General features: G+C 70.4%; 24 protein-coding genes, 1 tRNA gene and 1 pseudogene. 12 read left to right on the plus strand and 14 right to left on the minus strand.

What is annotated here, in order from left to right; all coding sequences use genetic code 11:
* Nucleotides 1-2: 2 nt before the first annotated feature.
* Complete coding sequence (locus tag EV386_RS14970) at nt 3-287, minus strand: cell division protein CrgA (protein ID WP_130416132.1); 285 nt, start codon at nt 285-287, stop codon at nt 3-5.
* A 124-nt stretch (nt 288-411) separates the two neighbouring features.
* On the opposite strand from EV386_RS14970, the gene EV386_RS14975 reads away from it, so the two are divergent.
* From EV386_RS14975 to EV386_RS14985, 4 genes are read left to right on the plus strand one after another with little or no spacing between them, the layout of a single operon-like run.
* Entirely contained in the window at nt 412-1185 is a 774-nt protein-coding gene (locus EV386_RS14975; RefSeq protein ID WP_130416133.1) for a DUF881 domain-containing protein, read from the plus strand.
* Entirely contained in the window at nt 1182-1979 is a 798-nt protein-coding gene (locus tag EV386_RS14980; RefSeq protein ID WP_130416134.1) for a class E sortase, read from the plus strand. The genes EV386_RS14975 and EV386_RS14980 overlap by 4 nt, the downstream gene beginning before the upstream one ends.
* Nucleotides 1979-2134 carry a hypothetical protein gene (locus EV386_RS18380; protein ID WP_165399958.1) on the plus strand — a complete coding sequence of 52 codons (156 nt, stop codon included), beginning with the start codon at nt 1979-1981 and terminating at the stop codon, nt 2132-2134. Before EV386_RS14980 ends, EV386_RS18380 begins: the two co-directional genes overlap by 1 nt.
* 4 nt (nt 2135-2138) lie before the next feature.
* Nucleotides 2139-2813: an aminodeoxychorismate/anthranilate synthase component II gene (locus EV386_RS14985; protein WP_130416135.1), complete on the plus strand. Its 675-nt coding sequence runs from the start codon at nt 2139-2141 to the stop codon at nt 2811-2813.
* A 29-nt stretch (nt 2814-2842) separates the two neighbouring features.
* Here EV386_RS14985 and pknB read toward each other — a convergent pair whose 3' ends face one another.
* The 7 genes from pknB to EV386_RS15020 all read right to left on the minus strand — a co-directional run bounded on the left by pknB (nt 2843) and on the right by EV386_RS15020 (nt 12201).
* Nucleotides 2843-4918, minus strand: coding sequence for a Stk1 family PASTA domain-containing Ser/Thr kinase (gene pknB / locus EV386_RS14990; RefSeq protein ID WP_130416136.1), 2076 nt, complete (start codon nt 4916-4918; stop codon nt 2843-2845).
* Between the two features lies 1 nt (nt 4919).
* The gene (locus EV386_RS14995; protein WP_130416137.1) at nt 4920-6452 is read right to left on the minus strand and encodes a serine/threonine-protein kinase; all 1533 of its coding nucleotides are present in this window, start codon (nt 6450-6452) and stop codon (nt 4920-4922) included.
* Nucleotides 6449-7924, minus strand: a complete 1476-nt coding sequence (locus EV386_RS15000; RefSeq protein ID WP_130416138.1) for a peptidoglycan D,D-transpeptidase FtsI family protein — start codon at nt 7922-7924, stop codon at nt 6449-6451. The genes EV386_RS14995 and EV386_RS15000 overlap by 4 nt, the downstream gene beginning before the upstream one ends.
* Nucleotides 7921-9423, minus strand: a complete 1503-nt coding sequence (locus tag EV386_RS15005; RefSeq protein WP_130416139.1) for an FtsW/RodA/SpoVE family cell cycle protein — start codon at nt 9421-9423, stop codon at nt 7921-7923. The genes EV386_RS15000 and EV386_RS15005 overlap by 4 nt, the downstream gene beginning before the upstream one ends.
* Nucleotides 9420-10913, minus strand: coding sequence for a PP2C family protein-serine/threonine phosphatase (locus EV386_RS15010; protein WP_130416140.1), 1494 nt, complete (start codon nt 10911-10913; stop codon nt 9420-9422). The genes EV386_RS15005 and EV386_RS15010 overlap by 4 nt, the downstream gene beginning before the upstream one ends.
* 7 nt (nt 10914-10920) lie before the next feature.
* Complete coding sequence (locus EV386_RS15015; RefSeq protein ID WP_130416141.1) at nt 10921-11421, minus strand: FHA domain-containing protein FhaB/FipA; 501 nt, start codon at nt 11419-11421, stop codon at nt 10921-10923.
* A gap of 66 nt (nt 11422-11487) precedes the next feature.
* Entirely contained in the window at nt 11488-12201 is a 714-nt protein-coding gene (locus EV386_RS15020; protein WP_130416142.1) for an FhaA domain-containing protein, read from the minus strand.
* Between the two features lie 327 nt (nt 12202-12528).
* On the opposite strand from EV386_RS15020, the gene EV386_RS15025 reads away from it, so the two are divergent.
* Nucleotides 12529-12612: transfer RNA gene (locus EV386_RS15025), tRNA-Leu, on the plus strand.
* 192 nt (nt 12613-12804) lie between these two features.
* On the opposite strand, the gene EV386_RS15030 is transcribed toward EV386_RS15025, so the two are convergent.
* Together EV386_RS15030 and EV386_RS15035 are read right to left on the minus strand one after the other, a co-directional pair.
* Nucleotides 12805-13701 carry a macrolide 2'-phosphotransferase gene (locus EV386_RS15030; protein ID WP_130416143.1) on the minus strand — a complete coding sequence of 299 codons (897 nt, stop codon included), beginning with the start codon at nt 13699-13701 and terminating at the stop codon, nt 12805-12807.
* A 102-nt stretch (nt 13702-13803) separates the two neighbouring features.
* Entirely contained in the window at nt 13804-14148 is a 345-nt protein-coding gene (locus tag EV386_RS15035) for a hypothetical protein (protein ID WP_130416144.1), read from the minus strand.
* 358 nt (nt 14149-14506) lie between these two features.
* Between EV386_RS15035 and EV386_RS15040 the strand changes: the two genes are divergently transcribed.
* From EV386_RS15040 to istB, 3 genes are all read left to right on the plus strand, one after another.
* Complete coding sequence (locus EV386_RS15040; protein WP_242607988.1) at nt 14507-15418, plus strand: Fic family protein; 912 nt, start codon at nt 14507-14509, stop codon at nt 15416-15418.
* Nucleotides 15419-15671: 253 nt separating this feature from the next.
* Entirely contained in the window at nt 15672-16949 is a 1278-nt protein-coding gene (gene istA, locus EV386_RS15045; protein WP_130413726.1) for an IS21 family transposase, read from the plus strand.
* Complete coding sequence (istB, locus tag EV386_RS15050) at nt 16946-17734, plus strand: IS21-like element helper ATPase IstB (protein WP_130413728.1); 789 nt, start codon at nt 16946-16948, stop codon at nt 17732-17734. Before istA ends, istB begins: the two co-directional genes overlap by 4 nt.
* Before the next feature lie 12 nt (nt 17735-17746).
* Here istB and EV386_RS15055 read toward each other — a convergent pair whose 3' ends face one another.
* Together EV386_RS15055 and EV386_RS15060 are read right to left on the minus strand one after the other, a co-directional pair.
* Nucleotides 17747-18166: a hypothetical protein gene (locus EV386_RS15055; protein WP_130413730.1), complete on the minus strand. Its 420-nt coding sequence runs from the start codon at nt 18164-18166 to the stop codon at nt 17747-17749.
* Between the two features lie 34 nt (nt 18167-18200).
* Nucleotides 18201-18539 (minus strand): annotated as a pseudogene (locus tag EV386_RS15060) (tyrosine-type recombinase/integrase); the annotation flags it as partial.
* Nucleotides 18540-19695: 1156 nt separating this feature from the next.
* Here EV386_RS15060 and EV386_RS15070 point away from each other — a divergent pair.
* From EV386_RS15070 to EV386_RS15085, 3 genes are all read left to right on the plus strand, one after another.
* Nucleotides 19696-20040, plus strand: coding sequence for a transposase (locus EV386_RS15070; protein ID WP_130416147.1), 345 nt, complete (start codon nt 19696-19698; stop codon nt 20038-20040).
* A gap of 430 nt (nt 20041-20470) precedes the next feature.
* A complete protein-coding gene (locus tag EV386_RS15080; RefSeq protein WP_130416148.1) occupies nt 20471-23275 on the plus strand; it encodes a hypothetical protein in 2805 nt (934 codons plus the stop codon).
* A gap of 75 nt (nt 23276-23350) precedes the next feature.
* Complete coding sequence (locus tag EV386_RS15085; protein WP_130416149.1) at nt 23351-25027, plus strand: hypothetical protein; 1677 nt, start codon at nt 23351-23353, stop codon at nt 25025-25027.
* 104 nt (nt 25028-25131) lie between these two features.
* Here the strand turns inward: EV386_RS15085 and EV386_RS18385 are convergent, their stop codons facing one another.
* Nucleotides 25132-25293 carry a hypothetical protein gene (locus tag EV386_RS18385; RefSeq protein ID WP_165399960.1) on the minus strand — a complete coding sequence of 54 codons (162 nt, stop codon included), beginning with the start codon at nt 25291-25293 and terminating at the stop codon, nt 25132-25134.
* A gap of 84 nt (nt 25294-25377) precedes the next feature.
* Between EV386_RS18385 and EV386_RS15090 the strand changes: the two genes are divergently transcribed.
* Nucleotides 25378-25902, plus strand: a complete 525-nt coding sequence (locus tag EV386_RS15090; protein ID WP_130416150.1) for a helix-turn-helix domain-containing protein — start codon at nt 25378-25380, stop codon at nt 25900-25902.
* Nucleotides 25903-25916: 14 nt separating this feature from the next.
* Here the strand turns inward: EV386_RS15090 and EV386_RS15095 are convergent, their stop codons facing one another.
* Nucleotides 25917-26960, minus strand: coding sequence for an LLM class flavin-dependent oxidoreductase (locus EV386_RS15095; protein ID WP_130416151.1), 1044 nt, complete (start codon nt 26958-26960; stop codon nt 25917-25919).
* Nucleotides 26961-26971: the final 11 nt, after the last annotated feature.

The raw sequence follows: 26971 nt of genomic DNA on the forward strand, positions 1-26971 counted from the left end.
GCTCACTTCCAGCGCGTGGTCAGCACGAACCCCGAGATGATCAGCGCGAAGCCGATCAGCAGGTTCCACTGGTGCAACGGCGGAATCGGGAACCCGCCGCCCGCGCGGCTCGACGTGATGTAGAAGACCACGAGCCACACCAGGCCGAGGATCATGAGGCTGAGCATCACGGGCACGAGCCACACGGGGTTGCCCGCCTTCGCCGCCTGGGCGGCCTTGGCGGCGCGCTCGGCGGCCGCAGGAGAGACGGGCGCGACCTTCTTCTTGCGGGACTTCGACTCGGGCACGGCGACGCGCTCCTCGATCTCGGGTGACGACCTGCGACTGAGCCGGTCGTGAACGACATTCCGTCGACTAGCGTAGTGGGCAGCCACGTGCGGCCCCGACATTTGCCCCGAGGGAGGTGCGACCGTGACGCGACGCGCGCATGTCCGGTTGGCGCTGCTCCCCGGCGCGGGAGCCCGCCTGCGCCCCACGCTCACCGTCGGAGCCGTGGCGGCTCTGGCCGGCGTGCTGTTCGCGGCGAGCGCGCAGCTCGCGCACGGGGACTCCGGGATGCGCACCCCCAGCAACCTCGCCGAGCTGGTCGAGGCCGAGACCTCCCGCGTCGACGACCTGTCCGCACACGCCGAACACCTGCGCGCCGAGGTCGACCAGATGTCGGCGGCCACCGCGGACGGCCCCGTCGAGCGCCCTGACGTGGCGCAGCGTGAGGGTATGGCGGCCGGCACGGTCGCGGTGACCGGCACGGGGCTGCGCGTCGAGCTCGACGACGCTCCGGCGTCCAGCGCCACCATCCCGGGCATGACCCCCGATGACCTCGTCGTGCACCAGCAGGACATTCAGCACGTCATCAACGCGCTGTGGGCCGGGGGCGCCGAGGCGATGACCTTGCAGGGCGAGCGGGTCACGATGACGTCGGCCTTCCGCTGCTCGGGCAACATCCTGCTGTTGCACGGCCGCGTCTTCAGCCCGCCGTATGTGATCCAGGCCGTCGGCTCCCCGGCCCGGCTGCGCGCCGCGCTCGACGCCTCCCCTGGTTTGGCGGTCTACCGGCAGTACGTCCAGGCCGTCGGGCTCGGGTGGAGCGTGCGGACCGAGGACAAGCTCGAACTGCCCGCCTACACCGGGTCGGCCGACCTGCGGTATGCGCGCCTGCCCGACGGAACGGACCCGCTGCGATGACGGCCTCCGTCACGACGGCGGCCCACGCGCGCCCGGACCGTCGGCCGCGGCGCGGCGCCGGCAGCGTCGTCATCGGCGTCCTGGGCGAACTGCTCATCACCGCGGGCGTGCTGCTCGGCCTGTTCGTCGTGTGGCAGCTGTGGTGGACCGACGTCGTCGCGCACCGCGAGCACGCCCAGGTGCTGCAGTCCCTCGACTGGCAGCCGCCCCCCGCCGTCGCTCCTGACGCCGCGCCCCCCACCGAGCGGCGCGACGACCCGCCCGTCGACCCTGAGCCGGCGTTCGGGGAGGTGTTCGCCCAGCTCTACGTGCCGCGCTTCGGCGCCGACTACGTCACCCCGATCGCGGGGGGCGTCGACCGGCAGCAGGTCCTTGACCGCCTGGGCGCCGGGCACTACCCGGGCACCGCGATGCCGGGCGACCTGGGCAACTTCTCGATCGCCGGGCACCGCACCACGTTCGGACGCCCGTTCCACCTCATCGCCGACCTCCAGGTGGGCGATCCGCTCGTGGTGCGCACCGAGACGACCTGGTACGTCTACCGCGTGATCGGCTCCGAGATCGTCTACCCCTCGCAGGTCGAGGTGGTCTCGCCCATCCCGGGCCTGCGGCCAGGCGACCCCATGCCCGAGCTGACGCAGCGGCTCATGACCATGACGGCGTGCCACCCCATGTACTCGGCGCGTCAGCGCTACGTGGTGCACGCCGAGTTCGACTTCTGGATGCCCGTGAGCGACGGCGTGCCACAGGTGCTCACCGACGCCGGGGTGCGCGTGGTCGGAATGGAGGGCTGATGTACGGCTTGTTGTGGCGGGTGCTGCCCGGGCCCGGGTGGGTGCGGGCGCTGATCCTGCTCGTGCTCGCGGCCGCCGTGGTCGCCGCCTGCTTCACGTGGGTCTTCCCGTGGCTCTCGGACTATCTGGCGCTCAACGACAACACCGTAGGCTGACGGTGTGAACACCGGGCCGCGGATCCTTGTCGTCGACAACTACGACTCGTTCGTCTACACGATCGTCGGGTACCTCGAGCAGCTCGGCGCGCGCACCGTCGTCGTGCGCAACGACGCCGTGCCGGCGTCGGTGCTGACGGCGGGTGAGGGTGAGCGCCTCCTCGACGCCGACGGCGTCGCGTTCGACGGCGTCCTGGTCTCCCCCGGGCCGGGAACCCCGCACGAGGCCGGGGCGTCCGAGGACGTCATCCGCGCCTGCGCCCGCACGCGCACCCCCATGCTCGGCGTGTGCCTGGGCCACCAGGCGCTGGCCGAGGTGTTCGGCGCGACGGTCTCGCACGCGCCCGAGCTCATGCACGGCAAGACCAGCCAGGTCGAGCACGACGAGGTCGGTGTCGTGGCCGGGCTCGCGCAGCCGTTCACCGCGACGCGCTACCACTCGCTCGCGGTCGAGCCGCAGACCGTGCCGGACGAGCTGCGGGTGACCTGCGCGACGGCGTCGGGCATCGTCATGGGCCTGCAGCACCGTGAGCTGCCCTTGCACGGCGTGCAGTTCCACCCGGAGTCGGTGCTGACGCAGGGCGGACACCGCCTGCTGGCCAACTGGCTTGCGGTGTGCGGCGACGCCGAGGCCGTGGCGCGTTCGGCGGAGATGGCGCCCCTGGTCCACCTCGGCTGATCGTCTATCTCGGCTGATCGGGCCCGGCGCTATCCGTTGCCGGAGTTACCGCCCGCGTTGCTGTCGGGCGACGGCGACGGCGTCGAGTCGCCCGACGAGCCGCGCGGACCCGTCGAGATCACCACGGTCACCACGCTCCCCGTGTCGAGCATCGTGCCAGCTTCCGGCTCCGTGCGGATCACGCTGCCGGGCGCGACGGTGTCGGAGGCCTCAAGCTGCGGCGTGCAGTTGAGTGGGGCGCACATGCCCATCGACTCCTCGTTCCACTCCCGGCCCACGAGATTCGGCACCGGGACCTGCTCGATGGGCGGCTCGACGGCGATGATCAGGTTGACCACCTGACCCTGCGGCACGTTGCCGGCCGCGGGGTCCTGGGAGATCACCGTGCCGGGCGCGGCCGTCGCCGACGGCTGTTCCTCGGTGTTGGAGTTCAGCTCGAGGTCGTTGATCGCGGCGAGCGCGTCGTCGCGCGACATGCCCCGCAGGTCGGGCAGCGCGACGGTGCCGTCGGAGACGAACACGTTGACCGTGTCCCCCACCGTGGCCGCCTCCCGGGCCGGGGGATCGGTCCGCGTGACGTTGTCCTTGGCGACGTTGACGCTCGACTCGGGCGTCACCGTGCCCCAGACCAGCCCGATGGCCTCGATCGCCGCCTTGGCGTCATCCTGCGACATGTTGGTGACGTCGGGCACCGCGATGGTGCTGGGGCCGCCCGAGAAGAAGACGGTGACGATCGAGTCGGGCTGGACCGACTCGCCGGCCTCGGGCGACTGGCGCGTCGCGGTGTCCTTCTCGGCGTTGGAGTCGGGGTCGATGGCGGCCTGGAACCGCAGGCCGGCGTCGGTGATGATCTGCTCGGCCTGTTCGCGGGTCGAGCCGACGGCGACGCTCGGCACCTCGACCGGCTCGGGCGTGTCGGGCCGGTTGCCCAGGATCAACGCCGTCACGATCGCGGCGACCGCGACCACGCCGAGGGTGATGAGGGTCCACAGCAGCGTCTTCTTGCGGCGATCGCGCTTGTGGTCCTCGTCGCTCGGTGTGTCGGCGCCTGCGGCGCCCGCGGGGACGCTCGCCGGGGCGGGCAGCCCGGTCGCGCCCCACTGCTGGGTGGGCGCCGCCTCAGGCGTCATGAGTTGCGTGCCCGCGTCGTGGGGACCCGTCGCGCCGTACGCCATCGTGGGCGCGCCCGCCCCGAGGCTCGCGGCGGCCATCCCCGCGGCGATCGTGGGCGCGCCGATCGCGCCACCGCGCATGGCGGCGTCGAGGTCGCTGCGGAACTCGGCGGCGGACGAGTAGCGCGCGGAGCGCTCCTTGGCCAAAGCCTTGAGCGTGATGCGGTCGAGCACCTCGGGCACGTCGGAGGCGATCTCGCTGGGGCGCTGGGGCGCCTGGCCTACGTGCTGGTAGGCGACCGCGACGGGCGAGTCTCCGATGAACGGGGGACGCCCGGTCAGCAGCTCGAACAGCAGGCAGCCGGTCGAGTACAGGTCGCTGCGGGCGTCGACCTGCTCGCCGCGGGCCTGCTCGGGCGACAGGTACTGCGCCGTGCCGATGACGGCGTGGGTCTGCGTCATGGTCGCCGCCGAGTCCGCGATGGCGCGCGCGATGCCGAAGTCCATGACCTTGACCGCGCCCGTGGGCGTGATCATCACGTTGGCGGGCTTGATGTCGCGGTGCACGATGCCGGCGTGGTGGGAGTACTCGAGCGCGCTGAGCACGCCGACCGTGATCTCGATGGCCTCCTCGATCGGCACCGCGGCGCCGTCCTGGAGGATGTCGCGCACCGTATGGCCCTCGACGTACTCCATGACGATGAACGGCACGTGCACCTGGTTGCCCGTGGCGGCGTCGGTGTGCACGTCCTCGCCGGTGTCGTAGACCGCGACGATCGCCGGGTGGTTGAGGGCCGCGGCCGCCTGCGCCTCGCGGCGGAAGCGGGCGAGGAAGGACGGGTCGCGCGCCAGGTCGGAGCGCAGCATCTTGATCGCGACGGTGCGGCCGAGCCGAGCGTCATGACCGATGTGCACCTCGGCCATGCCGCCGCGGCCGAGCAGCTCGCCGACCTCGTAGCGGCCAGCGAGCACGCGGGGCGTGTTGTCCACCAACTCAAACGTCCTTCGGAGTCGTGGTCGCAGCGGACTCGCCGTGCGACGCGTGAGAGAGCATCATCCCAGAGCCGTCCGGGCCGAGGGCCGCGGACGTACCGGAGATGGACGAATCGGGACCTGTGGGGCGCTGGTCGTCGGCGTCCTGGCCGGTGAGGTTGTTGACCAGTGTCGCAACCACGAGCACGACGAGCAGCACGAGCAGGCCGACCAGCGGCCAGGAGAGCTGTCCCCAGCGCCCCAGGCGCATCCCCGTGCTGGTCGAGGTTCGCTCGGGCGGGCGCTCGTGTGGGGGCTGGCTCGGGTGGCGCGCGGCCTGACGGTGCGCGGCGGCGGGGTCGGCCGGGCGTCGTCGGGCCAGGTCACGGCGCAGCGCGTCGACCGTGCGGGCCGCCTCGGCCGAGCGCCCGGTGGGCCGAGGACCGTGCACGTCGCGGCGCAGCGGGAGCGGGCGCGCGGTCAGGTCACCGGCGTGTGCGCCCCGGGCGCGCGCCGCGTGGGAGGCGGGCGCGCGGCGCGACGGGGAGAGCGGGGGCCCGTCCGGCGTGTGGCCGGCGTCGGGCGCCACGCGCCACGGGCCGGGCACAGGCGCGGCGGGCGTGGCCGGCGTGCTCGGCGTGCTCGGCGCGCCCGCCTGCGCCGTCGTGCTGCGCAGTCGGCGCGCCGTGCGCGAGCGCGCGCCGAGCGGGTCGGCGGCGATCTCCGCCGCAAGCTCGTCGAGCTCGTCGGCCAGCGCGCGGGCCGAGGTGGGCCGCTTGCGCGGGTCCTTCTCGAGCATGCGCACGATGAGCCCGCTCAACCGCGGGTGCACGGTCGTGGGCAGCGCCGGCACGGGGTTGTTGACGTGCGCGACGGCGATGTCGACCGGGGTGTTCCCGGTGAAGGGGCGCTTGCCCGCCGTCGCCTCGTAGGCGACGACCCCGAGGGCGTACACGTCCGACAGCGCCGTGGCGGCCTGACCGACGGCCTGCTCGGGCGAGAGGTACTGGGCCGTGCCCATGACCATGCCCGTCGCGGTCATTGCCGCCTGGTTGGCGGCGAGCGACACGCCGAAGTCGGTGATCTTGACCGCGGTGAGCGCCGTCGAGCGGTTCGGGGTCTCCAACAGGATGTTGCCCGGCTTGACGTCGCGATGCACGACGCCGGCCTCGTGCGCGTGGTGCAGACCGCGGGCCGTCTGCGCCAGGATCGGCAGCAGCCGCTTGGGCGCCAGGACCGGCTCACGCTCCAGCAGGTCCGCGAGAGGCTCGCCCAGCACGAGCTCCATGACGAGGTAGCCCGTCCCGTCCTGCTCGCCGTAGTCGTACATCTGGGCGATGTTGGGGTGCGACAGCGCCGCGCTGTTACGTGCCTCGGTGCGCAGGCGGCGCAGAAAGTCCTCCTGGCCCGTGTACTCCTCGCGCAGCACCTTGACCGCCACCTCGCGGCCCAGGAACGTGTCGTCCGCGACCCACACCTCGCCCATGCCGCCGACGGCGAGGCGCCGGGAGAGGCGGTACCGCTCGCCCAGGGCGAGTCCGCTCGTCGGCTTCATCGGCTCAGCGCCGCCTCGATCACCGCGCGGGCCATCGGCGCCGCCACGCGCCCACCGGTCGCCTCGCTCGTCGCGTCGCCGCCGTGCTCGACGATCACGGCGACCGCGATCTGGGGGTCCTGCGCCGGGGCGAACGCGGTGAACCACGCGTGCGGCGCCACGCCCTGCGCCGTCTGGGCGGTGCCGGTCTTGCCGGCGACCTGCACACCAGAGATGCGCGCGGCCGTGCCAGTGCCTCGCTCGACGGTGTCGACCATCATCTGCGTGAGCGCGGACGCAGTCGCGGGCGAGACGGCGTCGCGGACCTTGGCGGGCTGGGTCTGCTGGACGACCTCAAGCTCGGGGTCGCGGATCGTCTGGACCAGGTACGGCTGCATGAGCGTGCCGTGGTTCGCGATCGCGGCCGAGACCATGGCCATCTGCAGCGGCGTCGAGGTCACGTCGCCCTGCCCGATGCCCGCGAGGGCCAGCCGGTCGGGCGTGAACGCGTCACCGGCGGACGGGAACGCGCTGACGGCCGAGCGCATGGGCACGCGGAACACGTCGTCGAATCCGAACTTGGCCGCCTGATCGCGCATGGCGTCGGCGCCGAGGTCGACTGCGAGCGACGCGAACGCCGTGTTGCACGACATCACCATGGCGTCGTGGATCGACATCATGTCGGTCGGTGAGCAGACCTCGTCGCCGAAGTTGGGCAGTTCGGTGCGCGTGCCCGGCAGCGTGAAGCGGTGGGGCGCCGAGATCTGTGTGTCGCCCTGGTAGTCGCCCGACTCCAGCGCCGCGGCCGCGCCGACCAGCTTGAACGTCGACCCGGGCGGGTACAGGGCGCCGATCGCGCGGTTGATCAGCGGGTCGCCGTCGGCGTTGAGCAGGTCCTGGTAGGCCTGACCGGCCTCGCCGGTCGAGTGCACCGCCAGGGCGTTGGGATCGAACGAGGGCTTGGAGACCATGGCGAGGATCGCGCCCGTCTTGGGGTCGACCGCCACGATCGAGCCACGCTGACCGCCGAGGGCGTCCCACGCGGCCTGCTGGATCGCCGGGTCGATCGTCAGCTCGACCGACGAGCCCTGCGCCTTGCGGCCCGTGAGCATGTTCTGGAGCCGGTCGACCCACAGGGCGTCGGCCTGCCCGTTGAGGAACGCGTTCTCGGCGCTCTCGACACCTGTCGACCCGTTGACCAGCGAGAAGAACCCCGTCACGGGCGCGTACATCTGCGCCTTGTCGGCGTCACCGCCGGAGAACACGCGCTGGAACCCGAACGGCGTGTCGACCGGGACCGACTCGACGATGGGCTGGCCGGCTACGACGATCGGGCCGCGGTCCACATTGAACTCACGGAAGATGCTGCGGACGTTACGCCCGTCGGCGTTGAGCCGTTCGGCGCGGAAGAACTGGGTGTACGTCGTGGACACCATGAGGGCCAGGAACATCACCATGACGACCGCGGAGAGGCGTCGCAGAGTCGTGTTCACGCCTCACCTCCCAGCGACGTCTCGGTCGTGGAGGGGCCGGGGACCGGTCGCACGATCTGGGTCGGAGTGGTGCCGGGCGCGCCACCGGCGTCGTGCTCGCCGTCGGCCGCGGTGATGCGGCCCGGACCCACCTGGCCGCGCACGGGCAGCGCCGACGGGCGCCGCGCGCTGTCGGAGATGCGCAGCAGGATCGCGACGATGATCCAGTTGGACAGCAGCGACGAGCCGCCCTGGGCCATGAACGGCAGCGTCAGGCCGGTGAGCGGGATCAGGCGGGTCACGCCGCCGACGACGACGAAGACCTGCAACGCGATGGTGAACGCCAGGCCCCCCGCGAGCAGCTTGCCGAAGCCGTCGCGCACCGTGATGGCGGTGCGCAGCCCACGCTCGACGAAGATCAGGTAGACCAGCAGGATCGCCAGCATGCCCGTCAGGCCGAGCTCCTCGGCGAGCGAGGTGTAGATGAAGTCGGAGAAGGAGAACGGCACCAGGTACGGGAAGCCCTGGCCCCACCCGGCGCCGAACAGGCCGCCGTTGGCCATGCCGAACAGCCCCGACACGAGTTGGCCCGATCCGCCGACGGCGTTGAACACCGCCGGGTCGAACGCGTTGAGCCACCCCGTCATGCGCTGCGCGACGTGCGAGAACGTCTGCCAGGCGAGCACGGCGCCACCCGCGAACAGCAGCAGGCCGATGAGCACCCAACTGAACCGCTCGGTCGCCAGGTAGAGCATCGCGACGAAGATGCCGAACAGCAGCAGCGACATGCCCAGGTCGCTCTGGAACACGAGCACACCGAGCGAGGCGACCCACACCACGAGGATCGGCCCCAGGTCGCGCACGCGCGGCAACTGCAGGCCCAGCACCTTGGGGCCGGCCAGCGCGAGCGTGTCCCGATTCGTCACGAGGTACCCGGCGAAGAAGATCGTCAGCGTGATCTTGGCGAACTCGGCGGGCTGGAGCGAGAACCCGGCCACGTGAATCCAGATCTGGGCGCCGTTGATGCTGCGCCCGATGCCCGGCACGAGCGGCAGCGCGAGCAGCACGAGGCTCGCGAACATGGCCGTGTAGGTGAGCTTGCGCAGGCTGCGGTGGTCCTTGAGGAACCACAGCACCAGGCACGCCAGCACCACGCCGAGCGCCGACCACTGCGTGTTGCGCACGACGTCGGCGCCCGCGGCGCCGCGAGCCCCGGACTCCTGGATGCGCAGGATCATCGCGAGCCCGACGCCGTTGAGCAGCACGACGGCCGGCAGGATCGTCTGCGCGGCGAACGGCGCGCGGATGCGCACCACGATGTGCGCGGCGAGCGCGAGCACGACCAGCGCGAGCGACTCGAACCAGAAGTGGGCGGGCAGCGCGTCCTCGATCGACAGGCCGACCATCGCGAACGCGCCGACGCCGGCCGCGACCGCGAGGAACAGCAGCCACAGCTCGGCCAGGCGCAGGGGGCGTCGCACCTGCGGCTCGACCTGCTCGGAGGTCTCGGCGGCGCTCATTCGGCGGGCTCCTGCGGAGTCTCGGCCTGCGTGGGAGTGTCAGTGGGAGTGTCGGTGGGGCTGGGCGTCGGCGTGGGGGTCGCTGTCGGTGTGGGGGTTGGGGTCGGCTCCGGCAGCGCCTGGTCGATGAGCCGCTCGGCCCGCGCCCGCGCGTCCTCGCGCGACGACGCGCGGATGGTCCCGTCGAGGCGCGCCACGAAGAACGCGGGCAGGTCCGCGGTGTACGTCCCGGTCAGGTCCACGGCGTGCGACAGCGACAGTGGGCCGATCGAGGCGGGCACGCCGCGGAACACGGCCACCTGGCCGTCGGCCACACCGACGAAGTACTGCCGCTGGGTCCAGGAGTAGGCGCCCCAGGCGCCGAGGCCGACTCCGGCGAGCACCGCGAGCGTCACGAGCGTCGCGATGACGGGATGGCGGCGCGGAAGCGGGCGGGCGTCGGCGTCGTCCGGGTCGCCCAGGTCGTCCTCGTCGAGGGCAGAGCCGAGGCCCGCGTCAGGGCCGTCGGCAGAGTCGGCGCCGCCGTTGGCGCCGCTGTCATCGCCGAGGCCCGCGGCGGGGTCGGCGTCGTCGTCGGCGGGGGCCGGCGCGTCGTCGGGCGTGGCCGGCTGCGCGGGCGTCAGGTGCTCGGAGCCTGGGATCGGCTCGTCGTTCGCGGCGGCTCCGACCACCTGGACGCCGCCCACGCCCGACTCGGCTGCGACCGGCAGACCCGGATCAGCCTGCGTGTCGGCCGCGTCCGACGGCGGGTCGGGCGCGGCGTCGTCGTCGACGACGTCCGCGACCACGACGGTGATGTTGTCGGTGCTGCCACCGCGCATCGCGGCCAGCAGCAGCAGGTCGGCGGCCTCACCCGGGTCGGTGGCCTCGGCGAGGATCTCGCCGATGAGGTCGGCGTGGACGAAGCCCGACAGTCCGTCGGAGCACAGCAGCCAGCGGTCGCCCGCCTTGGCCTCGCGGATCGACATGTCGGGGTGCAGGTCGAGGTCGAAGTCCGACAGCACCCGCATGACGACGTTGCGCTGGGGGTGGTGCTCGGCCTCGTCTGGCGAGATTCTGCCCGTGTCGACCAGGTGCTGGACGAAGGTGTGGTCGACCGTGACCTGCGACAGCGCGCCGTCGCGCAGCAGGTAGGCGCGCGAGTCGCCCATGTGGGCCATGACCAGGGTTGACTCGGTGCGCAGCAGCGCGGTGACCGTGGTGCCCATGCCCGCCAGGTCGGGGTCGGCGGCGCTCGCGCGCACCAGTCCCTGCCGGGCATCCTCGACGGCGGCCTCCAGGTCGGCGAGGGCGGCGTCGGGGGTGTGCGCGCCCGTGTCGAGGCCACGCAGCGAGGCGATGGCGATGCGGGAGGCGATGTCGCCGCCCGCGTGCCCGCCCATGCCGTCGGCCACGACCAGCAGGTGCGGCCCGGCGTACGCCGAGTCCTGGTTGTTGGCGCGCACGAGCCCGACGTCGGAGCGCGCGGCGTAGCGCAGGGAGACGGTCACGCGGCGCTCACCCTTGCAGCTCGACGACGGAGCGGCCGATCTGCACACCCACGCCCACCGGCAGCGCAACGACGCCCGTGATCTGCTGGTCGCCGACGAACGTGCCGTTGGTCGAGCCGAGGTCCTCGACGTACCAGTGGCCGCCCTGCGGGAAGATGCGCGCGTGGCGGCTGGAGGAGTAGTCGTCGTCGAGCACCAGCGTCGAGCCCGGCGAGCGGCCGATGAGGATCGATGAGCCCGTCAGCGGCAGCGACGTGCCCTGCAAGGGGCCGGCCACCACGACCAGGCGCGTCGGCCCACCGCCGCGCGGCGCGGGGGTGGGGGCGGGCGCCGGCGTCGTCGTCGGCGCGGCATCGCGGGCGGCGCCGCGCGAGCGACGACGTTGCGAGCGCACGCCGACAGCGCGCGTCGACAGGTCGCGGCGCAGCACGCCGATCGAGGTGAGCACGAACACCCACAGCAGCACCAGGTACCCCAGCCGGAGCAGGGTGAACGTCAGCTCACTCATGCCGGGTCCCTTCGGACAGCGACGGGCGGCGCCAGTGACCTCGTCGGACGGCTCATCGCGCGCGGATCACCAGTCCTCGGTCTCGGAGGCGGCCGAGCCTGACCAGAACATGATGCGCGTGCGGCCGATGGTCAGGGTGTTGCCGTCGAGCAGCGTCGCCGCGGGGACCTGGTGGCCCTCGACGAACAGGCCGTTGGTCGACCCGAGGTCGGTCGCCACGACGCCGTCGGGCGTGACGCGGATCTCCAGGTGGCGGCGCGAGACTCCGGGGTCGTCGACGACGATGTCGGCGTCGGCGTCGCGGCCGATGACCGTGACGGGGCCCGTGAGCAGGTAGCGCTGCCCGTCGATGTCGATGAGCGGGTGGCGCGTGCTCGGGGCCGACGTCGTCGCGGGCGCCACTGCGCCGCGCACCGACGCCGAACGCACCTGGAAGCGACCCCCGGTCAGATCCTCGTGCTCCTCGAAGGACACGGAGACCGGACCGACGAAGGCATAGTGCTGACTGGAGGCGTACTCGGTGAGGTTGGTGGCGAGCTCGTCCGCCAACGTCTCGGCCCCCCAGGCCTCGATCTGCGCGAAGTCCTCGGGAGAGAGCTCGACCGTGAACTCGTTGGGGGCGACCGTCCGGTCGCGGCCCATGACAGCGGCGCGGTCGTCGAGCTCGCGGCGCAGCCGGCTCGCCAGCTCGACCGGCTTCACCTCACTGCGGCCGATTTTGGCGAACGCGTTGTTCATCGCGCGCTCCACGCCCTTCTCAAAGCGGTCCAGGACGCCCATGCCACCTCCTCTCGCGGGCCCGTCGCACGTGTCTCGTGCCGTCTGCCGCCCGTGCGCACGAATACCTGCGACGTCGACCGGGCCGACCGACCGGTGGGTCGAACAGGCCACGGGGCCCGACGTCGCAGGTCGCCGGGCAGGGGCGACACCGCGGGCAGACTACCTAGATCGTAGGCAGCGGCACAGCGACATGACCGGCATTCGTGTGAACGACTGGCGGACGGGTCGGGGAAATCGGCGTGTTGTGACGTGCTGATCCGCCTCCCGCAGGGGGTGGCGGACCCGATTCGGGACCACCGCCGCCACCGTGCTACCGTTCTCCAGCACGCGCGAGTGGCGGAATAGGCAGACGCGCACGGTTCAGGTCCGTGTGCCCGTGAGGGCGTGGGGGTTCAACTCCCCCCTCGCGCACCGTGTCGAAGGGCCCAGAATCGTTGGAATTCCAACGATTCTGGGCCCTTTGCTCTGCCCGCGCGGCGTCTCGTGGGCACATTCGGGGCACACTCCGCCTTGTCGCGTGCGGCGCTGAGCCGGTCGGCGCCGCCACGAAGCCCGGCGCCTGACCCCGGTCGCGATCCGACGACCAGGCGCCCCGCGAGGCGGTCAGTCCTCCGGGTTCAGCAGCGCGGCTGCTGCGGCGAGGTCCTCGGCGGCGCCCGTCGTGAGCGCATACAGGGCGTAGCCGATCGGGGAGGCGTCCCACAGGCGCTTGGCCTGGGTGGCCAGCCCGGCGTGGACGTGCCCGCCTGCCTGTCGGTACGCGTTCAGGGTGGCCTGCAGCATCTCCTCGCCTGCGGCGCCGTACTGCGCTGCCAGGTCGCGGGCGGGGTCGTCCACGCGAGCCGTGGTCCAGTCCAGCACTCCCGTGATGGTGCCGTCCTCGGCGAACAGCACGTGCGCCGGGTAGATCTCCCCGTGCGTCATCACGGTGGTGTCAGGCCAGCAGAGGTCGTCGTCGAGCCACGCGCGCCACGCGTGCGCCAGCGCCGGCGCGACGGTGAACTCGGCCTGCGCGCGCACGACGTCGTCGGCCCACGCCTGGCGGACCTGGTCGGGGGTGCGGACCTCGACGCCGGCCGCCGCCGCCTGGTCGACGCCGATGCCGTGGAGGCGTGCCAGCAGGCGGCCCAGGCGCTCGGCGTAGTCCGGGCTCGCAGGGTCCATGTGCCACACGGGCGCGGCCCCGTCCATCGTGAGGCCGGGCGCGCCGGGCAGGGCCGGGTAGGCGATCAGGTCCCGTTCACGCACCCGCCAGTCCGGGACGGCGACGCCCTCGGCGGCCAGGACGGGCGCGACGAGGTCCAGGATGCGCATCTCGGCGGCCATGCCCTCGGAGACGTCGGCGCGGCGGGGGAGGCGCAGCACCCACCGGCGGCCGCCGTCGTCGTCGGCCATGACGACGCGGTAGTCCAGGCCGGCCTCGTTCATGTGGGCGGTCGTGGGGTCGAGGCGCAGGCCGTAGGAGGCGGCGAGGGCTGCGGCGTCGTCGATCGAGCTCATGCGGCTACGTTCTCACCCGGCTGCCCGGGGCTCCATCCAGAGCGCACCTGAGCGTGACGGTGTTGTCGCGCAGCCGCGGGAGTCCCTTCGCTGGGTTGTCGTTCAGGCCGTGCTCACGGTAGGTGGTCCTCGTCGACGGTGGCCCCGGGTGCGTGTGTAGCGGCGCAAGGCGCCGGTGTAGGCGGGCTCGCCGAGGTCGACGGCCCAGGGTTGGGGAGGCCGCGTCCGACGTACCGGTCGTGCAGGTGGGTGGCGTTGGCCGGCGAGGGTGACGGCGAGCAGCAGCATCGTCGCGGTGCGTCCGAGCATGCGGAAGAAGCCGCGGTTGACGTTGAGGTCCTGAAAGCGGATCTGGGTGTCGAGGCCCTCGATGCGGGTGCGGCGGTTGTAGGAGGCGGCCCAGGCGTGTCGAGTCGCATGGAGGCGGGCACGTTCGGGCGCGGACATGTCCCGCGAGCGCGAGGCCCTTGAAGCGGTGGCCGTGGCGGCCCGGGATGGGCTTCGAGTGGCGGACGAGGACGTAAGCGTCGCGGGCGGTGACGACGTCGCGCCGGTGTGCCCCCTTCTCGCGAGCGCGGACGCCCCGCCTCAAGCGACGTTGTCGTCGTTGACTTACTCGAGGTGACCGATGACAACCTGTAGTGTGTCGTCGTTGATTAACCTGAGGGGAGCGATGACAAACTCATCCGGTGCGGCGCCAAGACGCGGGCGACCCTCACGCGAGGCCGTCTACCAGCGGTTCTCCTCGGCGATCGCGGAGCTCGCGAACTACGGCGGGCTGCCCAAGCCGTACGAGGCGCGCAAGTTGTGGGACGACCTGTGGGCGCTTGAAGCGCATCACTCGACTGCCATCGAGGGCAACACGCTCGTGCTTCGCGAGGTCGAGAGGCTTCTGTACGAGGGGCGCGCCGTCGGCTCGAAGGAGCTCAAGGATTACATGGAGGTCCTCGGCTACTCCGAAGCGGCGCGTTGGGTGTACCAGCAGGCGGTCGAGCCGACGGAGTGGGCCCACGACCGCCTGGTCACGCTCACCGAGGTCCGCCGTATTCATGCGCTGGCGATGGCGAAGGTCTGGGACGTCGCGCCCCATCCCGACGCGTACGACTCCGAGGGGCCCGGCAGCTTCCGACAGCATGAGATCGCGGAGTTCTCGGGAGGGATGAAGCCTCCGACGCATCCGTTGATCCCTGCGGAAATCGACTCGTGGATCGACCAGGCCAACGCGCTCGGGTCGAGCATCGCGGCGGGCCAGATGGATGTCGCGAACGTCCCCGAGGCGCTTGCGGGCCTGCACCGCGACTTCGAGCGGATCCACCCGTTCATCGACGGGAACGGGAGGACGGGGCGCCTGCTGCTGAACCTGGTCCTGGTCCGTCTGGGCTGGCCGCCCGCCGTCATCCTCAAGGAGCAGCGCCGTCGCTACCTGGTCGCGCTCGACAAGGCCGATCACGGTGACCTGAGTCCACTGGCAGAGATCATCTGCCGCGCCGTGATCGACAATCTCCACCGCCTCATCCCGAACATCGCCGGACCGGCCAAGTACGTGCCCCTCGAGGCGCTTGCCGACGACGAGTTCAGCCTGGTGGCACTCAAACAGGCCGCCACGCGGGGACGGCTCGAGGCAGTCCTGGGGCCTGACGGTCGCTACCGATCTAGCCGTGCCGCAGTCGAGGACTACAAGGCGTCGAAGTACACGAGGCGCCGCCAGTCACCCTGAGGGTGTGCCGGACGGCCCGGTTTGGGTGTGCCTGGACGTCTAGGAAGCGTCGCGTCGTCGCAAGCCAGGGAGATTCGGAGACCTCCCACCGTGTCGAAGGGCCCAGGATCGTTGGAATTCCAACGGTTACGGGCCCTTCGGTGTGGTCAGAGAAGGCTCAGTGAGCACTTTCTGAGCACACTGTGTTGACGCCTCGCGAAAACTGACCCCTTGAGGGGCTGGGAAGTCTGACCCCCTGGTTGATGCTTCGGGGGTGATCAGCGTGGAGAACTGGGCGGAGATCCGCCGGTTGCACAGGTCGGAGGGCGTGGCGATCAAGGAGATCGCGCGCCGGCTCGGGATCGCACGCAACACGGTGCGCGCGGCGTTGGCCTCTGATCGTCCGCCGCAGTACGAGCGGGCCAAGACCGGGTCGGTCGTCGACGCGTACGAGCCGGCGATCCGGTCGCTGCTGCTGAATGCGCCGCGGATGAGTGCACCGGAGATCGCGTCGCGGATCAACTGGCCGCACTCGATGTCTCCGCTCAAGAAGCGGTTGACGACGTTGCGGCCGCAGTACGTCGGGTTGGATCCGTCGGACCGCACCGAGTACGAGGCCGGGGACATCGCCCAGTGCGACCTGTGGTTCCCGGACTACAAGATCCCCGTCGGCCCCGGCCAGGAGGAGATCCTGCCCGTGCTCGCGATGACGCTCGGGTTCTCGAAGATGACCGCCGCCGTGATGATCCCGACCCGCAAGGGCGGAGACATCCTGGCCGGGATGTGGAACCTGATCAGGGGGTGGGGCAAGGCTCCCCGGCAGCTGGTCTGGGACCGGGAGGCCGCGATCGGCGGGCGCGGCAAGCCGACCGTGGAGGCGGCCTCGTTCGCCGGGACCCTCGGGGTGAGCATCACGCTGGCCCCGGCGGTGGATCCGGAGTTCAAGGGCGGGATCGAGCGGCGCAACAAGTACTTCGAGACCTCGTTCCTGCCGGGGCGCACGTTCACCAGCCCGCAGGACTTCAACACCCAGTTCGCCCACTGGCTTGAGACCACAGCGAACGTGCGCCGCATGCGCGTGATCCGCGCCCGCCCCATCGACCTGTTCCAGCAGGACCTCGCCGCCATGGTCGACCTGCCGCCGATCGCGCCGATGATCGGGCTCACGCACCGGGTTCGGCTCGGGCGGGACTACTACGTGCGGATCGACTCCAACGACTACTCCGTGGACCCGCGCGCGATCGGCAGGTTCGTCGACATCCGCGCCACCGCCGACCAGGTGATCGTCACGTGTGACGGGCAGGTCGTGGCCGACCACACCCGCTCCTGGGCGCGCGAGCTGACGATCACCGACCCGGAGCACCGGGAGATCGCCAAGGCGCTGCGCCACGACCTCGCCGAACGCCGTAAGGCGTCCCGGGCGACCCGCACCCACGCCGACGGGCACGTCGTGGCGATCCGGGCGCTGCCCGAGTACGACGCCCTGTTCGGCGTGGACTTCGACCCCCGCCCCGACTCCGGGGCGGGTTCTACCGCTGAAGGGACGAGATGACCACCACCACGACCACGAGACCTGACGGGCTGGCCTCGAAGCTGGCCTACCTGACGAGGGTCCTGAAGACGCCCACGATCTCACGCACCTGGGAAACGCTGGCTGACCAGGCACGGGAGGCGAACTGGTCCCACGAGGAGTACCTCGCCGCGGTCCTCGAACGGCAAGTCGCCGACCGGGAAGCCTCCGGGGCGACCATGCGGATCCGCACCGCGCACTTCCCGGCGATCAAGACACTCGAGGACTTCAACCTCGACCACCTGCCGTCCTTGCGCAAGGACGTCCTCGCGCACCTGGCCACCGCGACGTTCGTGCCCAAGGCGGGGAACGTGATCCTGCTCGGCCCGCCCGGCATCGGGAAGACGCACCTCGCGGTGGGCCTGGGCATCAAGGCCGCCCAGTCTGGCTACTCGGTCCTGTTCGATACCGCGACGAACTGGATCGACCGCCTCGCCCGTGCCCACCACGCCGGGCACCTGGAGGCCGAGCTGAAGAAGATCCGCCGCTACAAGCTGATCATCGTCGACGAGGTCGGCTACATCCCGTTCGATACCGACGCGGCGAACCTGTTCTTCCAGCTCGTCGCCTCCCGCTACGAACAGGGCTCGATCATGGTCACCTCGAACCTGCCGTTCGGCCGGTGGGGCGAGGTCTTCGGCGACGAAGTCGTCGCCGCCGCCATGATCGATCGCCTCGTTCACCACGCCGAGGTCCTCACCCTCGCCGGCGAGTCCTACCGCACCCGAGCCCGCCGCGAACTCCTCGCCAAGGACCGCGAGAAATGAGCGGAAGCTTTCTCAGCGCTCAGGTGAGCTCCCAGCCGCATCCATGGCGCGCTGGATCGCGGTTCGATAGCCCCACACGAGATGCCGAGTTCCGACCGGTGCGTCCTGGTCGTAGCGCGGTGCTGAGTCGCCTTCGACCGGCGCCCAGCCCGTCACAGCCAGGCCCGCCTTGCGGAACAGGTCAATGTGGGTCAGTCCGTGTTCGGTGGGCACCACCCCGGCGACCGTGGCCTCGACCGGCGGTGACTGGCCGCGCCACGGCAACGGCGTGACGACGAACGACGACGCAGACCCCGGTCCTGAAGGCAGAAGCACGGTGACCTGAAGACACGCCCAGGAGCCGTCTTCCAGGGGAACCCCGATCAGGTCACCAACCCGGAGGCTGCGCGACGATCGAGGCGAGAACGGGAACACACGCTCGACCTCAGCCACGCACCAAGCCTGCCCGAGTCGCAGCCGAGAGGGGTCAGTTTTCGGGAACCCGGAGGGGGTCAGTTTTCAGAGACCGTTGACACACTGCGCAAAACGCGAAGCATGTTGGTGGTTCTGAGGGGCGCCAGAAGCGCTGCCGCCGGGCGCATCGAGAGAGCGTCACGCAGCCCTGATCGAAAGCCTGACGGCGGGCCGAGTGAAGCTGGTCGGCCACGAGCGTCATCGCGGCGAACTTGTGGCCGACCAGCTTCTGTACGGCGTTGACGCTGGCGCCTGCGGAGACCGCGAGGGACGCGGCAGCGTGGCGCAGATCGTGGGGAGTGCCTCGCGGGATGCTGGGCCGGCGCACGGCGGACTCGAACCACCCGCCGGAGTAGGGGGGTAGGGGGGTCGGGGGCTTGGGCCTGAGCATGTGGCTGCCCATCCGAGACTGGCTGATCCAAGCTCACGCAGACGGGCAGGCGGTCGTGGTGACGTGCAGCGCTTTGCGCCGCACCCACCGGGACGTGCTCCGTGAGGCGGGCCGGTCACGTTCATCCACCTGACCGGCACGCCCGACGTCATCGCACGCCGCATTGCCAGCCGCGCCGACCACTTCATGCCCGCCACAATGCTGGAAAGCCAGCTCGCCACCCTCGAACCCCTGGCCTGCACCGTTGCGAGGATTCAGCTCCACCACCTCGCGCACGTGTAGGACGTTTGCCTGTGGGACGCGATCCTGTTTCGGCGTTCCCGGAGGGCTGTCGGCGCTGCGCTCCTGCTGGTTGAGCCTGTCGAAACCGAGGTCAGCTTCAGCGCTTCAGCCTCCGGACCGGGCCGGTGGCTGAGCCTGTCGGATCCACGGTCCGATGTGCCGCGCTCCAGCGGCGACTGCCAGAGCGCCGGAGTCCTGCCGCTGCGCGTTTGACCCTCGACCGGGTCGAGGCACGAGCGTGTGGGCCATGACCGTTGTCGACACGCCGGTGCGGGCGCCTGCCTCGCCCGTACATCGCCTGGCTCTCCGCAGTCACCGTCTCCCGCCTCGGCGACGCCGTCCTCGCTTTCGCGCTCGGCTGGGCAGCGTCGGGGCTCGGCGGGACGACGGCGGCCCTGATCCTGACAGTCAGCGCAGTTCCCCGTCTTGTGCTGCTGCGTTCAACCTATCCGACGACTCCCGCAGCGTGGTGATCGACTCCGAGGGCGTCGGGGTTCCTCAGCGCCTCGATCGCAGGGTGACCGGACTATGGACCGGTGCCGATGTCGTCGCGCGGGGCGCAGGCGCGCGAGGTGACGAGATGCGCGGTGTCTCCCCGGGCAGCACCCTGAGGCAGACTCGATCCGGCCCTCGAAGCCTGTCGTGGTCTTCGGCGGGGAACGCAGCAGGTGAGTGTGCTCAGACCTATGACGCTGGCGGGCACTTGGAAGGCGAAAGCGAAGCCTGTAGTGAAACTCGCCAAGCTTTGCTGACTGGGTGGTGATAGTGCCTTTCCTCGTGTTCTTCGTCAGCCTCCTGGTTCGCACGGCTTCCACGGTCCCGGACCTCTGACCTGATGGAACAGGTGGCGCAGGTCGAGGTCGAGCTGTTCGAGCGCCTGCACCGCCATCGTCACGCCGAGAGCTTGTTGTCGGTGCCCGGATTCGGCCCGCTGCTCGCGGCCGACTTCATCGCCGCGACCGGCACGCTGGCCGGGTGTGACAGCGCCGAAAAGCTCGCCGGCCTCGCGGGGCTGGCGTCCGTCCCGCGAGACTCCGGACGCATCACCGGCAACCTCCACCGCCTTCAGCGATACGACCGCAGGCTGCTGCGCGCATGCTTCATGGCCGCGCAGGTCGCCGCCCGCTGTCACCCCGCGTCGCGGGTCTATTACGAGCGGAAACGTTCGGCGGGCCGATGAGGAATCTATGTTCGTCTAGCCGGGCCCGGCGGGGTTGAGTAGCCGCAGATCTGCCTGGCGAGGTAGGGCGTGTGGCAGCGACGGATCTCGCGTGTGGGCCCCATGGCCGTGCGTCGTTCGACGTAGGCACGGCGTCGCGCTGCGGGCCCTGATCGCCGCCAGCGACCACGTGGGGGTCAACTGCGCCGTGGTGAATCCGATCCGGGTTCAACCCTGAACCTGCGCCGACAACATGCCTTTGGCTGTGGTTTCGGCAAGGTCAGCGCCGCCCTCGTCCGGACGCGCATCGCTTGAGGATGCACTGCTCCCGTGCCAAGGCCATACTCGCCGTGTGTCGGTGCGCCCTCACGCGCGTCTTGTCCACGTGAGCGGCATTACGCCGGTCAGACGTAGCCGCACGACCAGGCACCAATTGTGGAGGCGATCCGATATGGGGCTCGACCTGTCCGCTTTTGCCGGAATCCTGCCATATGACAGCCAACTGTACGGCATACATCAGCCGCTCTTGGGCTGGAAGTCGAAGGTCCAGAAGGAGCGCCTGACGAGGGGGCTGGTATCGACACGGCGCTCGTTCCTGTGGGCGGTCGCGCAGCGGTACCGGCCCGAGTTCAGCATCGAGAGCACCGTCGTCGACGCCCCGCGCTATGAACTCGGGGTAGCGTCGGCGCGACCGAGCGTCTCGGCGACCATGATCCCAGGCATGGACGGGCTGCTGACCCAGAACGTCGTGGCCGCCGTCGCTGCCGGAGGAGGCGGCGACGACGCGTGGCGCAAGTACACCAGCCGGGAGTACGTCACCGGGGCGCTCCGAGAGATCCAGGAAGGCATCCGTCAGGAGTTCATCGGCGTCTACACGGCGACGGTCGACCAGCACGCGCGAGCGGCATCCGCCTTCCAGAGGCAGAGTCTCACCGCCATCCTCACTCGGGAGTCGGTCGCCGCTGGCGTCTTGGCCGATTTCAGCGACCAAAAGACTCCCCACGAGCTCGCGCAACTGTTCTCCCCGAACGTCCGCCAGGCCCTTGATCTCCCGTCGGTGTTTGGGCAGCTCGACCCGGCCGAGTCTGATCTGGCGACCGCAGCGTTGTCACCGATCGGCGTCGTCCACCTATTTCGGCAGTACTTCTTCGAGCTTGCGACCTTCCTCGGCACGCCGGTGCAGCACGTCTGGCTCAGCCCCGGTGGCAGCGTCGAATTGATCGAGGTCAGCACCCGGCGTCAGATCCTCGACCGAACGATCGAGCAGCAGTCCGAGACGACGCAGAAGGTCGAGACGGACACGACGAACTCCGACGAGCTCTCCGACGCGGTCAAGCAGGAGAACTCGTCAGACACCAAGCTCGGGGTCACGGCGTCGAGCAACAACAACTACAACACCGGGTTCATCAACGGCTCGGTCAACGTGTCGGGCAGCTTCAACCTCGACCAGCAGCAGAAGCAGGCGCGCGAGCAGACGCATAAGACCACCCGCCAGCAGACGTCGAAGCTCTCGAGTGAGATCCGGCAGAGCTACAAGTCGACGCTGCGGACCATCACCGACACGACGGACATGAGCAGTAAGCGCTACGTGCTGCAGAACACCACCGACACCCTCGTCAACTACGAACTGCGCCGCAAGATGCGACAGGTCGGCGTCCAGTTGCAGGACTACGGCACGCGGCTGTGCTGGCAGGCCTACGTCGACAACCCCGGGGATGACCTGGGGCTGCCGATCTTCGTGCATGCTGCGCCGCCGCCGGATCTGCAGGACCTCAAGGTCCCGGAGGCGCCGCCGGCTCAGCCACCGCTGTCGCGCGGTGACGCGATCGTCGTCAAGGGCGGCTGGGACCACGGCGACAACCGCCAAGACAACTTCATCCCCATCGGCCCGCCCGTCAGCATCGTCGCCCCGGCCGGCACCGTGACCGACCACCTCGAGGTCACGCTCCAGCAGGGGCCGAGCTGGGCCTATCGCGCCTGGCCGGCCAACGCCGCGGACACGACTGTGACTATAGGTACCGGTCCCGAGACCACGGCGGGAAAGGATCTCATCGCTCAGGTGGGGAGCTCGACCGACGGTACCGACGAGACGACGGTCGTCCAGGCGTTCGTGGGCGTGCAGTGCGGGCCGGGCGGGCTTCGTGACGACGCGAAGTACGACATCACGATTCAGGTGACGCCGGTCTTCCGGCCGTCGAAGGCGTCTCTGAAGGCGGTGGCCGACGCCTACAACACCGCCATGACCACATACACCGAAGAGACGAAACTGGCCTACCAGAAGAGCTTGTTCGACTCGATCCGCGAGCGCGTGAAGCTCGCGAGCGGGATCCAGCCCCGTCCGTTCTCCGAGTTGCGCGAGGAGGAGAGGGTCGCGGTGTACCGCAAGCTCGTCGGTCAGCTTCTTGAGGTCGCCGGCGTCACGACGGTCGACCCGCACGTCCGGCATGTCTTCTCGGAAGTCGTCGAGTCGATGTTCGACATGGACAGCATGCTGTACTTCGTGGCTCCCGACTGGTGGATGCCGCGAAACTCGGTCACCTCGCAGCAGGCGCTGGCCGGGCTGGGCGTGACCAGTGCTGACGACCAGGGGGCCTACACCCCGGGCAATGCCGCGAACATCAGTGGAGCAAACGTCGTCGGCTGGGGTGGTGCGCGCGCCGTCCGGAGCGACAACTACTTCATCACCGAGGACTCGCAGCCAGCCCGCCTGGGCAGCTCGCTTGGCTGGCTCGTCCAGCTCGACGGTGACAACTTCCGCAACGCCTTCCTCAACGCCCCCTGGGTCAAGGCCGTGATCCCGCTCCAGGAGGGACACGAGTGGAAGGCGCTGGGCTGGCTGAGCAGCGACAGCATCGAGGGGGCGGATGGCCTGGATGCGATTTACCAGGAAGGCGCGCCCAGCGAGGTGGACGGCATGCTGACCGCGCTGCGCGCGTACGCCGGCTGGCCGTCGCCGGACCTCGGCCCCCGATATGCCGCGCTCGCCGCCGCGGACTTCACCATCCTGGACGCCATCCGGTACCTCATCATCACGATCCAGGGCAAGCAGGATGCGGGGCTGGTCAAGGGGGCCGGTCTGGACTATCTCCCCACCGACAAGGTCTATGAGAACGGCTTCGACCCGCTCACCGGCGGTTTCGTCGCCAAACCGTCCACGCCGTACGAGGTCTTCGACCAGTGGATCGAGGTGCTGCCCACGGATCAGATCGTCCCAGTCGAGGTGGCGTACGACCCGAAGACGGGCCAGCAGCTGTGATGCGGCCGCGGCGCCCGACGGCCCGAGAGGCGGACGTCGAACGGCCGCTGCGGCGGACTCCGGGGGAAGTCGTCCGTGGCTGAGCCGACACAGCTCGTGCTGACCGTTGCGAATGCCGTCGGCGTGCCAATCGCAGCGACCGCGGACGTCCTGGTCCGGCGTGGCGCCGAGTGGAGCCATAACCATCCCGGGCTGTCCTTGCCATCCACAATCCCACTGCCCGCCGGATTCATCCAGGTCACGATCGACGCGACCGCGGCCGACCACGGAGAAGAACGCCTAACGCTCACATACTTCGCCGACCAGGGCAGATGGGAGGCCAGCAACCCGTCTTGCACGATCGACACCCAGGACAGCCTCGTGAACGTCACCGTCCCGCTGGGGCGCATACGCTTCGCGCCGGTCGTCATGCTCAGTGACGACCTGCGGGTCCCCGCCACCGCCTCCGCGGTGCAGCCGTTCCAGCCCGGAGCGGTCCTGGTGACGCAGCAGGGTTACCGCACGATCAACCTCGACGTCGAGGAGCGAGTGCGCGTGCTGTCCGCGAAGGCGATCGGCGACCCGAACTCACCCGGTTGGGACCGCTTCAGATGGAACGAGCAGCGGGTCAAGCTCTCCGACCGGGGCAACTGGCTCGTCCTGGAGTATGGCGACATGACCGGCCAGCTCGGCGCGCTGCGCCACGTGGTCGGTGTGTGGGCGCCGCACACGTACACGGGCGACGCACCACCCGTCGTAGTGCAGATCACGCCCAACACGCGTCTGCCCTACTACCCGTCGGACCGCCTGCCCTACACCGGGGCGTACCCCTACGGTTGTGTGGCCGCACCCGGGGCAGCAGTGGACAAGGCGACCAGCACGGTGGCGCTCCGCGACTGTCGGCAGGCGTACGTGGAGCTCCCGGCGAACCGCAGTCTCGGGCAGTACAAGGTCGTCTACCAGTTGTATGCCGCGCGACCCGACATCTTTGACGGTCCGCACGGGCCGATCGTCATCACGCCGTCGCCGCCGCTCATCGCCGGTGTGGGTCCGCTCCGGTCGCCGTTCGACCATCCCGAAGGGCTCGGTCGCCTGGTTGCTGAGGTGCTGCGCTTCCTCGTCGCGCACAAGTTGACGCTCCCGAACGCTGTCGGTGGCCTCAGCGTGCGCTTCAAGGGCAGCACGGCGTACCTCAGCGGAACACGGCCCGCAAGCCCGGCGATCGGTGTTCCGACGAAGACGCTGACGACCCTGCTGTGCCACAGCGCGGGCGTGGTTCCCGTCATGAGCCTGGCGAACAACCTCGCCAACCGGGCCACCTTTCCGCGAGGCTTCCCGCGGGCGCTGTGGGGCGGCAAGAACGACTACTGCGACGCCAATTGGACGAACCTGTGGGTCGTCGACGGCGTCGCCAGTCCCGGAGGCATCGGCGTCCCGAGCGCGGGGAGCCCGGCGGCACGCACCTGGAAGACCTGGCTCGGACGTCGGGGGCGGCGCGCTGTGCTTGTCTATACGCCGTCCGGGCTGGGCGGCCCGATCGCTCCTGAGCTGATTTCGGGCATTACCGCCCCTCCCGCAGGCAAGGCAGGCAACATCGAGGAGGGTGCGTCTCAGAACGTCCGTTGGCTGCGGATGTCGTACACCTATCTTCGCGCGGACCCGAGCCAGAACCCTGCCGACTTGCGGCCCGCGTTCGGAGGCCTGTCCGACACTGCGGAACAGTCGCACAACAAGATCTACGAGTTCGGAGTCGGCTACGCGGCACGTCCGTAGGAAGTTTGTGGCGATCACCGCGGAGTCTTGATCCCCAGACGCGTCACCCGCCCACGGTACTTGTCCGGGCCACCTATCCGTGCAGCGCAAGCGATACCGGGGTCTCAGTCACCCTCCACGATCCGGCCTTCTCCATGCTGGAGCGGCGCAGTCTCATCGGCCACAATGTCGCCGCAGTCGAGGAGTTCGCTCGCGTGCGGCTCGAGTGCGTCAGCGTCCGTGACGCGGAGCACGGACAGACCGCCATCGAGCAGGTCAATCGGCATGGCGGGTAGCTGGCGGGGAGATGGCGGTCCACTGGCGGGCTCCTGTCTGCTCCCCTGACGAGTCCCGCTGCCTAGGGTGACGCTGTGAACACAACCCGCATCCCCGAACTGCGCAAGTCACGTGGCTGGACCCAGGAGCGGCTCGCCGAGGCGTCCACCGTCGCGGTCCGCACGATCCAGCGCCTGGAGTCCGGCGCCGATGCCTCGCTGGAGACTCTCTCCCTCATCGCCGGCGCCCTCGACGTCCCTGTGTCCGAACTCTTCGCCGACGTCGCGGACGACGACTTCGCCGCCTCCGTCCACGCCCTGGAGGCGCGCACCGTCGCCGCGCGCGCTAACGCTCAGCAGGCTCAGCGCTCGAGGGTCGAGCATGGGTATGACCAGGTTTTCCAGGCCCTCGGCGTCTTGATCACCATGATCGCGCTGATCCTCTTGGTGACACACGTCTTCCGCTGGCCTGTGATGCTCGCGCCTGCGCTGTTCTTCGGTGTGGGCCGGCCCCTGCTCCGCGGTCTCAAGCAGACGGTGCTGGGATCGCGTCTCGACGCGCGCTTTCCCCTCACTGTTCCTGCGGGCCACCCGAGCGCGCAGGACACGGCGAGTCGTTGACGCTCGGGCGTCGGTCAGCCGGCCAGCAACTCCAGCGTCCGCTCCCGGCCAGGCGTGGCGTCCAGTGGCTCACCGTCCCGGGATCCTGCCACCGGCACGAGCATGACCTCGTCGGCCCCGTAGCGCGCCGCGAACGCGGCGAGCTCGGCCGCCGCGACGTCGGGCGTCGCGATGAGCCATCGCGCGCGCATGTCGTCGATGAGCTGCGCCGACAGGGTGTCCGACGGCGCTGCCTGCGCCTGTTCGACGGTCTCGAGCGGGCCCATCGGCCGTCCGGAGCGCAGTCGCGCCATGGATCGCAGTTGCGGCAGGGCCCGCGCGTCCGCCTCATCCTGCGTGTCGGCGACGACGGCGTTGAGCGTGAGGAAGGTGCGCGGCTCGGGGAACGCCTCGCTGGGCTGGTAGCCCTCACGGTAGAGCCGCAGCGCCTCCTGCACCCCGGCGCCCGCGAAGTGGTGGGCGAACACGTAGGGGAGCCCCAGCTCGGCGGCGAGCCGCGCGGAGTAGTCGCTCGACCCCAGGAGCCAGACGGTGGGGGCGGCGTCGGCGGCGGGAGTGGCGCGCACGTCGTACGTCTCGCCGGTGGCGAGCCGGACGGTGGCCCCCTCGCGCCGCATGAGCGCCAGGATGTCCTGGACGTGCGCGGGGAAGCGCTCGACGTCGGCGGTGGGCCCCGAGGAGCGCAGCAGCGCGGAGATCACGGGGTCGCTGCCGGGCGCCCGGCCGATCCCCAGGTCGATGCGCCCGGGGGCGAGCGCCTCAAGCGCGGCGAACTGCTCGGCCACGACGAGCGGCGCGTGGTTCGGCAGCATGACGCCGCCCGAGCCGACGCGGATGCGCGACGTGCGGGCGGCCGCGGCGGCGACCATGACCGGGGGCGCCGAGGCGGCGACGGCTGGCATGTTGTGGTGCTCGGCGAACCAGTACCGCCGGAACCCGAGGCGGTCGGCGAGGCTGATCAGTGCGAGCGAGGCGGTCATCGCCTGTGCGGAGGACTGGCCCGTGCGCACCGGCACGAGGTCGAGCACGGACAGGGCGGGGGCGGTCGTGGCGTTCATCGCCTGTGGCA

Origin of the sequence: Xylanimonas ulmi (genome assembly GCF_004216535.1) — a bacterium.
Taxonomy (GTDB): Bacteria; Actinomycetota; Actinomycetes; order Actinomycetales; family Cellulomonadaceae; genus Xylanimonas; species Xylanimonas ulmi.

What these genes read in the sequence shown, in the direction of transcription:
- EV386_RS15030 (WP_130416143.1), bottom strand. Translation starts at nt 13,701, where the DNA reads ATGAGCTCGATCGACGACGCCGCAGCCCTCGCCGCCTCCTACGGCCTG.
- EV386_RS15005 (WP_130416139.1), bottom strand. Translation starts at nt 9,423, where the DNA reads ATGAGCGCCGCCGAGACCTCCGAGCAGGTCGAGCCGCAGGTGCGACGC.
- EV386_RS15070 (WP_130416147.1), top strand. Translation starts at nt 19,696, where the DNA reads ATGGAACAGGTGGCGCAGGTCGAGGTCGAGCTGTTCGAGCGCCTGCAC.
- istB (WP_130413728.1), top strand. Translation starts at nt 16,946, where the DNA reads ATGACCACCACCACGACCACGAGACCTGACGGGCTGGCCTCGAAGCTG.
- EV386_RS14995 (WP_130416137.1), bottom strand. Translation starts at nt 6,452, where the DNA reads ATGAAGCCGACGAGCGGACTCGCCCTGGGCGAGCGGTACCGCCTCTCC.
- EV386_RS18380 (WP_165399958.1), top strand. Translation starts at nt 1,979, where the DNA reads ATGTACGGCTTGTTGTGGCGGGTGCTGCCCGGGCCCGGGTGGGTGCGG.
- EV386_RS18385 (WP_165399960.1), bottom strand. Translation starts at nt 25,293, where the DNA reads ATGCCGATTGACCTGCTCGATGGCGGTCTGTCCGTGCTCCGCGTCACG.
- EV386_RS15020 (WP_130416142.1), bottom strand. Translation starts at nt 12,201, where the DNA reads ATGGGCGTCCTGGACCGCTTTGAGAAGGGCGTGGAGCGCGCGATGAAC.
- EV386_RS15015 (WP_130416141.1), bottom strand. Translation starts at nt 11,421, where the DNA reads ATGAGTGAGCTGACGTTCACCCTGCTCCGGCTGGGGTACCTGGTGCTG.
- EV386_RS15035 (WP_130416144.1), bottom strand. Translation starts at nt 14,148, where the DNA reads ATGTCCGCGCCCGAACGTGCCCGCCTCCATGCGACTCGACACGCCTGG.
- EV386_RS14980 (WP_130416134.1), top strand. Translation starts at nt 1,182, where the DNA reads ATGACGGCCTCCGTCACGACGGCGGCCCACGCGCGCCCGGACCGTCGG.
- EV386_RS15095 (WP_130416151.1), bottom strand. Translation starts at nt 26,960, where the DNA reads ATGAACGCCACGACCGCCCCCGCCCTGTCCGTGCTCGACCTCGTGCCG.
- EV386_RS15080 (WP_130416148.1), top strand. Translation starts at nt 20,471, where the DNA reads ATGGGGCTCGACCTGTCCGCTTTTGCCGGAATCCTGCCATATGACAGC.